Raw genomic sequence first — 12036 nt, 5'->3', positions numbered from 1 at the left:
CAAGGGCGACGATGCAGGTTCCACCCGCGGGTATGATTTGAAGCGAGTATGATTTGGAAAGGAAATCATGAAACGAGGCCCATTTTCAGCCGGTCTGATCGGGGCCCTGGCGGTGTTCGCCGGGCCGGATCGCCTGCCCATCGGAGAACAGCCTGTTATGGTCGGGAAAGCCAATGCGGACGACAGCGGCAAGGAAAGCGGCAAGCCCGGACGCGCCCCCTCCATGCCAATGGCCCGCGATCCTTCCGCCGCGGTGGCGGAGGAATACGAGGCCGCCCGTCAGAAGGGAACGCGGGAGGCGTTCGAGCTCTTCATTGCGCGCCACGGCGATGACCCGCTGGCCGAGCAGGCGCGCGCCGAGCTGAAGCGCCTGGCGCGCTGATCCCCGTCACGCAGCACAGTAAGCCGCCTCGGGCCAGACCCGTCAGGCATTGCATTTCGGCAGGCGGCATCCGCGTCGCGCCAGACTTGCCGCATGATGTTTCGGCACTATGGTAGGCCCGCAATCTGTCCCGGAGCCCCACAAGATGCCCTTTCCGCATGCCTCGGAAGCCCTCTCGCGCTTCACCGTGCTCGATCTGACCCGAGTGCGATCCGGGCCCACCTGCGTGCGGCAGCTCGCGGACTGGGCGCCACCGTGATCAAGATCGATGCGCTCATGGAGGATTCCGGCGGCGAGCAGCCCGGCGGGCCGCGGCGGGGGTCCGACTTCCAGAATTTGCATCGCAACAAGCGGGCCATGACGCTGAACCTGAAGGACGAGCGCGGGCTTGCCGTGTTCAAGCGCCTCGCCGCCAAGGCCGACCTCGTGGTCGAGAATTTCCGGCCCGACGTGAAAAAGAAGCTCGGCATCGACTATGACAGCCTGCGCGAGATCAATCCGCGCATCGTCTATGGCAGCATCTCCGGCTTCGGCCAGGACGGCCCCTATCACAAGCGGCCGGGCTTCGATCAGATCGCGCAGGGCATGGGCGGCCTGATGTCGATCACCGGTGCGCCGGGCGAGGGTCCGATGCGGGTCGGCATCCCCGTCGCCGACCTCACGGCGGGCCTGTTTTGCGCCATGGGCATCCTCACCGCGCTGCTCGAGCGCGAGGTCTCCGGCAAAGGCCAGTGGGTGCAGACCTCGCTGTTGCAGGCGCAGATCTTCATGCTCGACTTCCAGGCCGCACGCTGGCTGATGGAGAAGGAGGTCGCCAAGCAGGCCGGCAACAACCACCCGACCGGCGTTTTCAAGACCTCAGACGGCTACATCAACATCGCCACGACCGGCGGGCGGATCTGGGAACGCTGCGCGCAGTCGATCGGTGCGCCGGAGCTCTACAGCCCATCCTGATTATGCGACCGCTCCCGCCCGCTCCAGGAACCGCGACGCGCTCAACGCCGAGATCGAGGAGCGCACCCTGACGAAGTCGACCGACACCTGGGTCAGGGAATTCAACGAGGCCGGCGTGCCCTGCGGGCCGATCTATGCCATCAACCAGATGTTCGAGGACGCGCAGGTCAAGCATCTCGGCATCGCGCAGGACGTGCCGAACGACGAGGACCGCCAGATCCGCCTGGTGGGCCAGCCCGTGACGTTGTCGCGCACGCCGAGCAAGATGGTGGCGCGGCCGCCGGAATTCGGCGAGCAGACCGACGAGGTGCTTACCGAATTTGGGTTCAACCAAGAAGAAATCGAGGGTCTAAAGGTTGCCAAGGTCGTCTGAATGGCGGCGCAACGGAGCGCCCATATAGCGAAAAAGTCGAAACATCGCCGGCCGAGTCGTTAGCGCAATGGTTTCTCCCGCGCGGCCCGTAGATCGTCGGCCGCCTGTGCAGGGGTAGATGCCCGCTCTCGGCTTGGCGGTGTCTCATTGAGGTTACGAACCCAGGAAGGGCCAGGTCGAGCATCGGACTTCGAGGAAAATTGATTTGAGCCCGAGCAGGACGAAACAAGGGCGGCGACCGCAACCGCCACTATGATACGCGCAAAAGCCCCTGCATTCGCCCTCATCTGAAAAACAATCCATCAGAGTGTAGGTTTTCGGCAATTGGCTTGATCGGAAAGAACGTGATGCTAACTTTCTACCAAACTATATCAATTATTTCTAGGATGGAAGTTCATTGGCCTGAAGCTGGCAGAAAAACCCGTCAACGATCTTACCGAAGGCCAGACCGCCGTGCCGTAGAACAGCATCTTCGGGGTGGCCAGGATGCCAACGCGGCCAGTCAACGTCCCGACCACTGGAGCTTCTGATCGATCTTCAAAGTCGTGCCGGCCAGACCGCCGGGCGGAAGGAAAAGGTGGAAGACAGGGTCCAGCGCCCGACCATTGCAGGTCGCCCTCGACGCCGACCCCCAGTTGGCGCTCTGCCAGTTGTAGCCGGCTTGGCCGCCGACGATGCCGCCGTTCGTGTCGAATTAGGCATTTGTGATGGAGCCCGCCGGAGGCGCGATCGGTGCTCCGGTTCCGCTGTTGAAATAGGAGACGTCGGTGCGTGAGCGGCCCCGCTACAGTCCCTCCGCACAATTTGCGAACAGAGAATGTACGTGCAGAGCTGCCCAAAGGCTTTGCTGAAACGCAACATTCAGAAACAAATGGACCGCACGGCTCCGTGATCCGGAACCGGTCTTCAGCTATGTCTTTGACTCCAAGCGGTATTATCTCCTAGCGTGACGCGGGTCTGGTCCCCGCGTCCATCCGACGCGGGCGAGCAAGCCGTCGATCGCTGGCCAAAACAGCACCAAGATCGCCAGCGTCGTGATCGAGCCGACCAGCCCGTTTGACCAGAACACCTTGAGGTCGCCACCGGAGCCGATCATCGACAGACGGAAGGCATCCTCCGCGCGGTTCCCGAGCACGAGCGCCAGCGTGAACGGCGCCAGGGGGATGCCGATCTTCTTGAAGACGTAACCGACGACGCCAAAACCCAGCATCAGCCAGATGTCGAACATCGCGTTCTGGATCGCATAGGCGCCGATCGCGCAGGACACCACGATCATCGGCGCCACCGCGGCGAACGGCACGCGCAGGATCGAGGCGAAGATCGGCACCGTCGTCAGCACCAGCACGAGGCCGACGACATTGCCGAGATACATCGAGGCGATCAGGCCCCAGACGAAGTCCTTGTGCTCGACGAACAGCAGCGGGCCTGGATTGAGCCCCCACACCATCAGGCCGCCGAGCAGGATCGCAGCCGTGCCGGAGCCGGGAATGCCGAGCGCCAGCATCGGCAGCAGCGCCGCGGTGCCCGACGCATGCGCCGCCGTCTCCGGCGCGAACACGCCCTCGATGCGGCCCTTGCCAAAGCTCTCGGGATCGTTCGAAAAGCGCTTGGCGAGATTGTAGCCCATGAAGGACGCCGCGATCGCGCCACCCGGGGTGATGCCGAGCCAGCAGCCGATGAAAGAGGAGCGCAGCAGCGTCACCCAGTATTTCGGCAGGTCCTTCCAGACGCTGAGCACGACGCGCAGCGAGATGCTTGCCGCATGACCGCGCAGCGCCAGCCGCTCCTCCATCGTCAGCAGGATCTCGCTGATGCCGAACAGGCCAATGACGGCGACCAGGAAGTTGATGCCCCGCAAGAGGTCGGTCGAGCCGAAGGTCATCCGCAACTGGCCGGACACCGTATCCATGCCGATGCCCGCAAGCAGCAGCCCCAGCGACATCGAGATGACCGTCTTGTGCTTGGCCTCGCGCCCGAGGCCGACGAAGGAGCAGAAGGTCAGGAGATAAACCGCGAAGAACTCGGGCGGGCCGAACTTCAGCGCAAAGGACGAGATCATCGGCGCGAGGAAGGTGATCAGGAGTACCGCAACCAGCGAGCCGATGAAGGAAGACGTGAACGCCGCTGTCAGCGCCTCCGCCGCCCTGCCCTGCTGCGCCATCGGATAGCCGTCGAAAGTGGTTGCGACCGACCAGGCTTCACCGGGGATGTTGAAAAGGATCGAGGTGATCGCGCCCCCGAACAGCGCGCCCCAGTAGATGCAGGAGAGCATCACGATTGCCGAGGTCGGATCCATCGTAAAGGTGAGTGGCAGAAGGATCGCCACGCCGTTGGGGCCGCCGAGCCCGGGCAGCACGCCGACGAAGATGCCGAGCACCAGCCCGACCATCATCAGCGCGAGCGTCTTCCACGTGAGCAGGACGGCGAAGCCGTGAAGCAAAAGGCCGAAAGCTTCCATCGCGGGCCCGCCTAGTAGCCGAAGGCCGCTTCGAGCGGCCCCTTCGGCATGATGACGTCGAAGGCGATGTCGAAGGTGACGAACATGATCGCCGTGAACAGGAACGCGGTGAGCAGCGACTTCCACAGCGCGATCTTGCCCAGGAGGCGCATAAAGCCGGCGATCAGGAGGAAGCTCGCGACATAAAGGCGAGGTACTGCGTCACCAGGCAGAACAGCAGCGTCGGCACGAACACCGCCATCACGCGGCGCGCCTGCGCGTGGGTGACGAAGGTTTCGCGTGCCGCCCGGTGCGCCCGCAGCGCCACAATCAGCCCGTAGAGACTGCCTCCGCCGAGGATGATCGAGAGAGAGAACGGGAAATAGCCGGGCTCGGGTCCGGTCGAATCCCAGGACGCGCCGGTGCGCCAATTGTCGTAGCCGAGCGTTGCCGCTAGCGCGAGCAGCAGGAGGCAGACGGATATCTCGATCGTGCCGGAGCTGACGACGGAGGGGGAAGGCGCGGTCGGATCGTCGACGACGATTTCAAGATCGGTTTGGGACATGTTCTGCCAAGTCAAATTGCGCTGTCATCATCCGCGATATAGCGGATGATCCAGTATGCCGTGCAGAAGCCGTCTTTCGCCGAACTCTGTGCAATACTGGATGCCCCGCCTTCGCGGGGCATGATGTGGCGGATGAAGTCACTTCGCGACGAAACCGGCTTCCGTCATCAGCGATTTGTTGGTTGCATCGTCCTCTTCGAGGAATTGCACCATATCCTTGCCGGTGAGGAAGATCGGCTTCAATGCCTGCTTTTCCATGTAGTCCTTGTACTCTGCGGTCTGCGTCACCTTGTGGAACAGCTCGACATAGAACGCCTGCTGCTCCGGCGTGACCTTGCCGGGCAGGAACATCGCGCGCAGCATCAGGTATTGTACGTCGACGCCCTCTTCCTTGCAGGTCGGGATATCGCCCCAGGACTGCGTGTCCGTCACCTTGCTGGTGTAGGAGATACGCTCCTTGTCGAACACGCAGAGCGGACGCACCTGGCCCGCGCGCCAGACTTCGAGATTTTCGCTTGGGTTATTGACGTTGGATTCGGTGTGGTTTCCGACGAGCTGGGTCGCGGCCTCGCCGCCCGACTTGTAGGGCAGATAGGAGAATTTCGCGCCGGTCTTCTGCTCGAGGAAGACGGTCAGCACATGGTCCTCGCGCTTGGAGCCGGTGCCGCCCATCTTGAACGGCGCAGCTGCCGCCTTCGCCGCGTCGACGAATTCCTTCACCGTCTTCGGTCCCGCGCTGTTGTCCCACAGCACGAACTGATCAAGAGCGATCACCGAAACCGGGGTCAGCTCACGCCAGTTGAACGGGATCTTCGCCGACAACGGCAGCATGTAGATCAGCGAATAGGCGATCAGCACCTTGTTCGGATCGCCCTGGCTGGACTTCATGTACATCAGCGCTTCCGCGCCGGAAGCACCGCCCTTGAGCGAGACCACGATCGGCTGCTTCATCCGATTGTTCTTCTGGATCGCGGCCTGCATCATCCGCGCCATCTGGTCGGAGGCGCCCCCCGCGCCTGCCGCCACCACGATCTCGACGGGTTTGGTCGGTTCCCAGCCAGCAAAAGCCGGCGCGCCGCAAAGCACGGCCGTAAGCGCAATTGCGACCTTCATTCCATGTCCCACGCGGATCTTCCCTAGGTTCTTGTTCAGATTTGGCAATTCGCGAAGTAAGGCGGTTGCATTGTGCGGGCGAACACCGGGGAGTTCAAGCCGGGGCGGCGACGCCCTGCTTATGACTTTGGAATGAGACCGATTACAAACAGCCTGATGGTAACGCCTGCAGCAGGCCGTTAGCGAGGCCCCATCCACCGTGGTCTAATCGGCACCGTCTCTCCTCCGCAGCTAACACATACCTTGTTATGGGCCCGCGATTGTGAGACACGCTCCCAAGAGCCGCCGAACACGATCGGCCGGCGGCCGGATTGCAATCCCCCTCCTAAAGAACAAGCGAAATGCACGGGCTTTTTTCGAGATTGGGCGCGTCGACGACACTGGTCTGCATGATCGCCATCGTCCTCGTCTTAGGCGTCTCCAATCTCCTGTTTGGCGAGATTGTTCCTGCCGGAGGAGGGTTCGGATGGGACGGCGTCACCTACGCCGACATGGTGCGCAGACTCGGTTCGATGATCAGCGATGGGCAGCTCAGTCGATACTATTCACAGCGGGTCCTTCCCTCACTGATCGTGAGGACGATGCTTGAAGTCTCGGGCGCCGATTTCTCCGACCAAAACATCATTCGTAGTTTCGAACTCCTCAACTTGCTGGCGCTGGTTCTGGGCGCCATCATTTGGAAGAGAATGGCGGATCTGCTTTCGATCGGGCCGGGCGGCCTGTGGATCGGGTTCGCCAGCCTGTTCCTGAATTACTTTGCGACCAAGCACCTGATGTATTACCCGGTATTGACGGATGGCGTCGCTCTGCTGGTGAACCTGCTCCTACTTTGGCTTTTTCTGGAAAAACGGCCCTTGCTGCTCTTCGTTGTGACGATCGCGGGGTCATTTGTGTGGCAACTGACAGGGCTCTACGGGGCCTTGTTGCTGATCTCCCTGAACCTGAAATTGCCAAACGCTGAGAACGTGCAGTTGCCTGCGACCACCTCCGACTGGAAGCGGAACGACCGTCAACTGCGCGCCATTCGCCTGTTCATGGCGATCGCGGTGGCGGCGATATCGATCTCCGTGCTTGCGTCCCTTTCCACGGCAATCACGAAAGGCTCCGCGGTTCACGAGCTAGCCATCTTTCTTACCGGCGCCCCATCCTTGATGGTCATTGTACTTGCCCTTTGGATCCTGATCGGCCCCGTCTTGTTGAGCCGCTGTCCTCTGGGCGTGTTCGCTGATGTACCCCTGCGCTTCTTTCTTCTTGCTGGTGCTGGACTGCTCATCCCTCAAATTGCGTCCACGGCCATATCAAACCCAGATGTTCCGAATCCCAGCGGCGTCCTGTATGTATTGAAGTTGATCATCTTTCCCTTGACCGGCAGAGGAAAATTTCTGATGCCGTTCCTGGCGGCCACGCTCCTTTGGGGACCGGCCGTCCTGCTCGTGATGCTCAGATGGCAGGACGTGAGCACCGAACTGCGGAAAGTGGGGCTCGGCCCAGTCGGCATCGTCGCCGCCACTTTGCCGCTGGTGCTAGTCACTGAATCTCGTTTCATACTCGGAGCCTGGCCATGCCTCGTATTGGGGCTGGCGCTTGTACTGGACAGGGCCGGTACATCGAAGATCTTCGGATATCTCTTTGCCATCATGACGATCCTCAGCGCGCAATTCTGGCTCAGGTTCAACGTCGCGCCGTGGGAAGGCAACGACTATGCCGACCTCACGGAATTCCCGAAGCAAATGTTCTTCCTTCACTACGGACCCTGGATGGGCTGGCCGGCTTACCTCGTGCAGCTTCCGCTGGTCCTTCTTGCCGCATACCTGCTATGGATTGCAATGCGCGCAAAGAAACCCAGTGTGTCAATAGAACGCGATTAGACGGGGTCGCCGAGAGGTCCGGGCGGCTCCATGATACGTCATCTGCGCGCTCTGCGTTTGCCCTTGTCTGCCTGTTCCTCGGTTTGGCCAGAAACATCCGAGTCGCCACCCACCAAGCTGAGGGCTCCCGTTGAGGCCTTTTCGTTACAACAGGCCGATCATGGCCCGGGCACCAAGCCCTAAATCAACGCAGCAGTTTGGGTTCGATCGCATATGAGCGATCGGGAAACTGTCCGACCTGTGGCGATCGAGGGATCACTTGTCACAACTTTATGAGACAGAGTCCGAAAGGCCATCGGAAAGGTCAGTCGGTATGCCGGATTGCAATCGGTATGGCCACCCGTCTCAAGCGCTCCTTTTGTCGCTTACTCCATTCGCAAATGCCAGAGAGGCTATGCACTCCTCCAATCAGGATTCCACCCAAGGGCAACCAAAGACAATCCGAAGCGGTCTGGCATTCGCTCTTGCGCTGTTTATGGCGGTTTTCACAAGCCTCCTGATCGCCCCGGGTGCCAATGGGTTGCTGGGTGCATATCTCGCCACCCTAATGATCGCGATCGCCTTGAACGATGCCCGCCACTACCTCATTCCAAACGAGTTGACCGCTGCGGCTTTTGACTTGCCCTGTTATACGCGCTGGAGAGCGCGGCTCTCCAGCCGGGAAATGGAGCTTTCGCGTGCAAAGCAATAAGAGCAGTCGCAATAAGGACGGAGTCGAGAATCGCAAGCGCATTTGAGACGTAAGCGTTGAGTCTTTCGAAGCAAAATGGACTTATTGCCAGCAGCGCTCCTCCCAATAGCTCCCTGCGCGAGTGAGCGGCAAACAGAACGCAGCAGACGGATGACTAACCGTCATGATGCAACTGAGCACAAACGACAACCCTGCGATCGCAAGAACCCACGCGATAAGGGAGACTTTAAACCAGCTCAGAGAGCCAGCAGCAGCAGCAGGGGAAATATTAAGTAGAACTGCTCTTCCACTCCCAGAGACCACAGATGAAGTAACGGCTTTAGAGAAGCGGCTATATCGAAGTATCGGATCTCTTAAAGGAGCATGAAGTTTGGAAAGAAGAGCGCTCCGGCGAACGTATTCTTCCCCAAGGATACGTACTGGCTGGGGAGCAACATAAAAATCCAGTTAGAACAAGTAATCGCCAACACAAGAACCAACGCCGGAAATATCCTGCGAATCCGCCTTTGGTAGAAGCGCACCAGACTAAAAGGCCCTGCGCCGATCTCATTCAAAACAATGCTGGTTATCAAAAGCCTGAGATTACAAAGAAGATGTCGACACCAATGAAGCCCCCCCGGTAAAAGGCTCGAAACAACACAACCGCAGCAACGGCTATGGCTCGCAGGCCGTCGATGTCTGGACGATACGAAATAGACGAGTTCAACGGGGGCGCACCTTAAAAGGAAAGTGTAACAGCCCGCGCCCAATAGGACATGCTGAGCTGGTTGAAGCCTGCAGCTGCTGTCGCATGGGTTTTCTACGTCTGGAACGTCACGTTGCCAGGCGGGGAGATCGCGAGCAGCATCAGTGAATACGCGATCAGCACCTTGTTCGGATCGCCCTCGCTGGACTTCATGTACATCAGCGCTTCCGCGCCCGAGGCGCCGCCCTTGAGCGAAACGACCATCGGCTGCTTCATCAGATTGTTCTTCTGGATCGCGGCCTGCATCATGCGCGCCATCTGGTCGGAGGCACCGCCGGCGCCCGCCGCCACCACGATCTCAACGGGCTTGGTCGGTTCCCAGCCGGCACAAGCCGGCGTGCCGCAAAGCACGGCCGTCACGACCGTTGGCCATCTCAGGATCTACGATAAATAACCGAACAGAGTCTCGCGCGTAAAACGCCATCGCCCTTACAAATGAAGCGTGATCGCACCGCAGGCCGCTCGCGCTCAGAGCCCGCCTGCCTCACCGTTCTTCGGCGTCGCGCGCGGCACGAAGGGCGCGAACGCCGTGTTGGCCGTGGTCGGCATCGTCAGCTTGCCGCCGGCCTCCGCCGATACGGCTGCGGGCGGGTTCGCGGACGTGGCCGCGGCGTCCGGCCGCTGCAGCGCCAGCACCTCGCTGCGATCGCCCTGCTTGAGCGTCACCTCGCGGGGCTGGACCGAAATCAGCGACCAGCCGCCAAGCGATTCACCTTGCCGCAGGCGAACGACCTTCTGGTCGTCGCGATTGACCAGAATAGCGATCGCATCGCCCTCGCCCACCACGGCCCCGACCAGCATCAGAGGCGGCGGCGCCTCGACCGGCCTTGGCGGCGGCACGCGAGCCTCTTCGACCGGCGCCGCCGCGACTGCGCGCGGCGGCGGCCGGCGCATGGCCGAGAAGATCGGGCGCTCCTGGGTCACGGTCAGCGCCGACAGCGGCACCGACCACAGCGGGTTGCCGCGGGGAGCCGGCCTGCTGGCAGCCTGCGCAGGCCGGGCAATCGGCCTCACCGCACCGACGTCGACGCTCTCGGCCGGACTGCCGGCGGCATCGTCGGGCAGGATGTCCATGCGTGACGACGTGGCGGCCAAGGCCCGGGCCGTGCCGAGAACCGCGCACAACACCGCCAATCCCGTCAGTCTCATCCCCACGGACATCGAAATTCCCTTGCATATCCGGGCAACAAACTAGTTCGAATACGCCCTATCATCAACTTGAACCACGCGAGCGGGAACGAACCCGGCGCAAAACCCGCCCAACGACGTGGTCCGTTCCCCGCGAACCGCCCTACTTCCCTGCCTGCCACTGGCCGGAGACGCCCAAAATCACCCTGACGCGGCCGGTGCCGACCTCGCTCATCGCGGTGGTCTGCGGCACCTGGACGTCGAGCTGATCGACGAACAAGAAGGGCATGCCGGCCTCGAGATCGTAAAGCACCTTCTGGATTGCGGGCTGCTCCAGCTCGCAGCTCACGACGAGGCCGACGAAGCCGTCCTTCACTTGCGCGCCGGAGACGTCGACCTGCGAGGACTGCACCGAGCCGCCGACATTGCCGACTGCCGTCGCAACCCGCTGCAACAGATTGGCGCCCGCGACCGTCACGGTCGGGCCTTCCAGGAACGGCGTGCCGGGATGCTCGGCCGATGATGCTGCGGCATTGCCGGCGCCTGTCTTGCGGCCACGCAACTGGTCGAGCAGGTCGGAGGTCTGCGCCAGGGCCTGGCGGTGGGCGATGACGTCGGCAACCGACAGGCCCGCCATCAGTAGCAGCCCGCCCGCAACCGCGACATAGAGCGTGACCGCGATCAGCGGCGAGCCGGCGAGCGCCCGCGTCACCGCATTTCCGCTCGTGATCCCTGCGCTGCTCATGGCGCGTTCCTAGGTTCGATCTGCGCCTCGATGTGGAAACGCTCGCCGGGATCGGAGGAGGCTCGCGTGGTCGGGGCGTAGAAGGTCGCACGGGTGAAATGCTGGGACTGCTCGATCAGCGGAATCAGCGAAGGCGCATCGCGCGTGATGCCGGCGATCTGGAGCTTGTTGCCGGCCAGGTGCAGTTCGGTGACGTAAGTGTGGTCGGGCAGAAGGCGGCTGAGCGATTCCAGCACGATCACACTCGCCGCCGTCTCGTATTTGCGTCGCTCCAGCAGCGCCAGCGGCGAGCGCTCGCCGCCGTCGCTGCCGCGGATCGCGGCGCGGCGCTGGGTGATCTGCCGCTCGAGCTCTCCCTCCTGCGCACCGAGACTGTCGGCCAGATAACCGGCGGCAATCGACCCTGCAACCGCGGCGACGGCGGCAATGGCCAGCACCGCTTGCAGCCTCCGGCTCAACCGCGCCGGGTCGACCGCGCCGCGCGATTTCTGCTCGAACACCTTGATGCGGCCGCCCTCGGCCGCCTCCGTCACAATCGCGATCGCGGACGGATGAAAGCCCGATAGCGCCTCGACATAGCCCATCGCCAGTCTGCGCGGTGCGGCCGCGATCAGCGTAGTGATGCCCTCGTTGCCTTGCGCCACTGGCGCGCTGCAACCGAACACGGCTTCTGCGGCGCTCCACGGCGTCAGCCGGTCGATCTGCGCCCGCACGATGCCGTCGAGGAAATCGGCCGCACGCGCCGGCAGCTCCAGCGGGCGGAACAGGAAGCGCGAAGGCCGCAGCACGATCTCGACGCGGCTGCCGCGGACGATCTGCGCCAGATTGACGGCCGCAAACTTGCCGTCCTCGAACGCGATCTCCTTAGGCGCATTCTCCGGCTTCGCAGCCTCCAGCGCGAACGTGCCGTTCTCGTCCTCGACCAGCCGCGCCAGGCGCGGCGACACCATCCGTTCGAGTCCGGCGACGATGGCACCGGCCACCGTGCCGGTCCAGGCGTCGAGAATGGTACGAAGGGAACTGAGCGAGCTCATC

At 62.2% G+C, this 12036-nt stretch carries 8 protein-coding genes and 3 pseudogenes; 4 read left to right on the top strand and 7 right to left on the bottom strand.

Annotated features, from left to right (window positions below; all coding sequences use genetic code 11):
• Positions 1-67 precede the first annotated feature (67 nt).
• Together ACPPVR_RS13740 and ACPPVR_RS13735 are read left to right on the top strand one after the other, a co-directional pair.
• A complete protein-coding gene (locus tag ACPPVR_RS13740) occupies positions 68-382 on the top strand; it encodes a hypothetical protein (RefSeq protein WP_426614739.1) in 315 nt (104 codons plus the stop codon).
• 145 nt (positions 383-527) lie between these two features.
• Positions 528-1709: pseudogene (locus ACPPVR_RS13735) on the top strand (CaiB/BaiF CoA transferase family protein).
• Between the two features lie 934 nt (positions 1710-2643).
• Here ACPPVR_RS13735 and ACPPVR_RS13730 read toward each other — a convergent pair.
• The 3 genes and pseudogenes from ACPPVR_RS13730 to ACPPVR_RS13720 form a co-directional block, all read right to left on the bottom strand.
• Positions 2644-4167 carry a tripartite tricarboxylate transporter permease gene (locus ACPPVR_RS13730; RefSeq protein WP_426614738.1) on the bottom strand — a complete coding sequence of 508 codons (1524 nt, stop codon included), beginning with the start codon at positions 4165-4167 and terminating at the stop codon, positions 2644-2646.
• A gap of 11 nt (positions 4168-4178) precedes the next feature.
• Positions 4179-4711, bottom strand: a pseudogene (locus ACPPVR_RS13725) (tripartite tricarboxylate transporter TctB family protein).
• A 138-nt stretch (positions 4712-4849) separates the two neighbouring features.
• On the bottom strand, positions 4850-5824 hold the full coding sequence (locus tag ACPPVR_RS13720; RefSeq protein WP_426614737.1) for a Bug family tripartite tricarboxylate transporter substrate binding protein: 975 nt from the start codon (positions 5822-5824) through the stop codon (positions 4850-4852).
• A 389-nt stretch (positions 5825-6213) separates the two neighbouring features.
• On the opposite strand from ACPPVR_RS13720, the gene ACPPVR_RS13715 reads away from it, so the two are divergent.
• Positions 6214-7692 (top strand): hypothetical protein, encoded by a 1479-nt coding sequence (locus ACPPVR_RS13715; RefSeq protein ID WP_426614736.1) that lies wholly within the window; start codon positions 6214-6216, stop codon positions 7690-7692.
• Between the two features lie 394 nt (positions 7693-8086).
• Positions 8087-8383 carry a hypothetical protein gene (locus ACPPVR_RS13710; RefSeq protein ID WP_426614735.1) on the top strand — a complete coding sequence of 99 codons (297 nt, stop codon included), beginning with the start codon at positions 8087-8089 and terminating at the stop codon, positions 8381-8383.
• An 838-nt stretch (positions 8384-9221) separates the two neighbouring features.
• Here the strand turns inward: ACPPVR_RS13710 and ACPPVR_RS13705 are convergent.
• The 4 genes and pseudogenes from ACPPVR_RS13705 to ACPPVR_RS13690 form a co-directional block, all read right to left on the bottom strand.
• Positions 9222-9506, bottom strand: a pseudogene (locus ACPPVR_RS13705) (tripartite tricarboxylate transporter substrate binding protein); the annotation flags it as partial.
• 90 nt (positions 9507-9596) lie between these two features.
• A complete protein-coding gene (locus ACPPVR_RS13700; protein WP_426614734.1) occupies positions 9597-10289 on the bottom strand; it encodes a hypothetical protein in 693 nt (230 codons plus the stop codon).
• 130 nt (positions 10290-10419) lie between these two features.
• Complete coding sequence (gene gspM / locus ACPPVR_RS13695; protein ID WP_426614733.1) at positions 10420-11001, bottom strand: type II secretion system protein GspM; 582 nt, start codon at positions 10999-11001, stop codon at positions 10420-10422.
• Positions 10998-12035, bottom strand: a complete 1038-nt coding sequence (locus ACPPVR_RS13690) for a PilN domain-containing protein (RefSeq protein ID WP_426614732.1) — start codon at positions 12033-12035, stop codon at positions 10998-11000. The genes gspM and ACPPVR_RS13690 overlap by 4 nt, the downstream gene beginning before the upstream one ends.
• Position 12036: the final 1 nt, after the last annotated feature.

Origin of the sequence: Bradyrhizobium sp. McL0616 (assembly GCF_049993385.1) — a bacterium.
In the GTDB taxonomy this organism is placed as follows: Bacteria; Pseudomonadota; Alphaproteobacteria; order Rhizobiales; family Xanthobacteraceae; genus Bradyrhizobium.
Note: the sequence above shows the minus strand (reverse complement) of the source record. Positions and strands in the feature narration are given on the sequence as shown.

Excerpts from the sequence above, each read along its gene's own strand:
- ACPPVR_RS13730 (WP_426614738.1), bottom strand. The coding sequence starts at position 4,167 with ATGGAAGCTTTCGGCCTTTTGCTTCACGGCTTCGCCGTCCTGCTCACG.
- ACPPVR_RS13710 (WP_426614735.1), top strand. The coding sequence starts at position 8,087 with ATGCACTCCTCCAATCAGGATTCCACCCAAGGGCAACCAAAGACAATC.
- ACPPVR_RS13740 (WP_426614739.1), top strand. The coding sequence starts at position 68 with ATGAAACGAGGCCCATTTTCAGCCGGTCTGATCGGGGCCCTGGCGGTG.
- ACPPVR_RS13720 (WP_426614737.1), bottom strand. The coding sequence starts at position 5,824 with ATGAAGGTCGCAATTGCGCTTACGGCCGTGCTTTGCGGCGCGCCGGCT.
- ACPPVR_RS13715 (WP_426614736.1), top strand. The coding sequence starts at position 6,214 with ATGATCGCCATCGTCCTCGTCTTAGGCGTCTCCAATCTCCTGTTTGGC.
- ACPPVR_RS13700 (WP_426614734.1), bottom strand. The coding sequence starts at position 10,289 with ATGTCCGTGGGGATGAGACTGACGGGATTGGCGGTGTTGTGCGCGGTT.
- gspM (WP_426614733.1), bottom strand. The coding sequence starts at position 11,001 with ATGAGCAGCGCAGGGATCACGAGCGGAAATGCGGTGACGCGGGCGCTC.
- ACPPVR_RS13690 (WP_426614732.1), bottom strand. The coding sequence starts at position 12,035 with ATGAGCTCGCTCAGTTCCCTTCGTACCATTCTCGACGCCTGGACCGGC.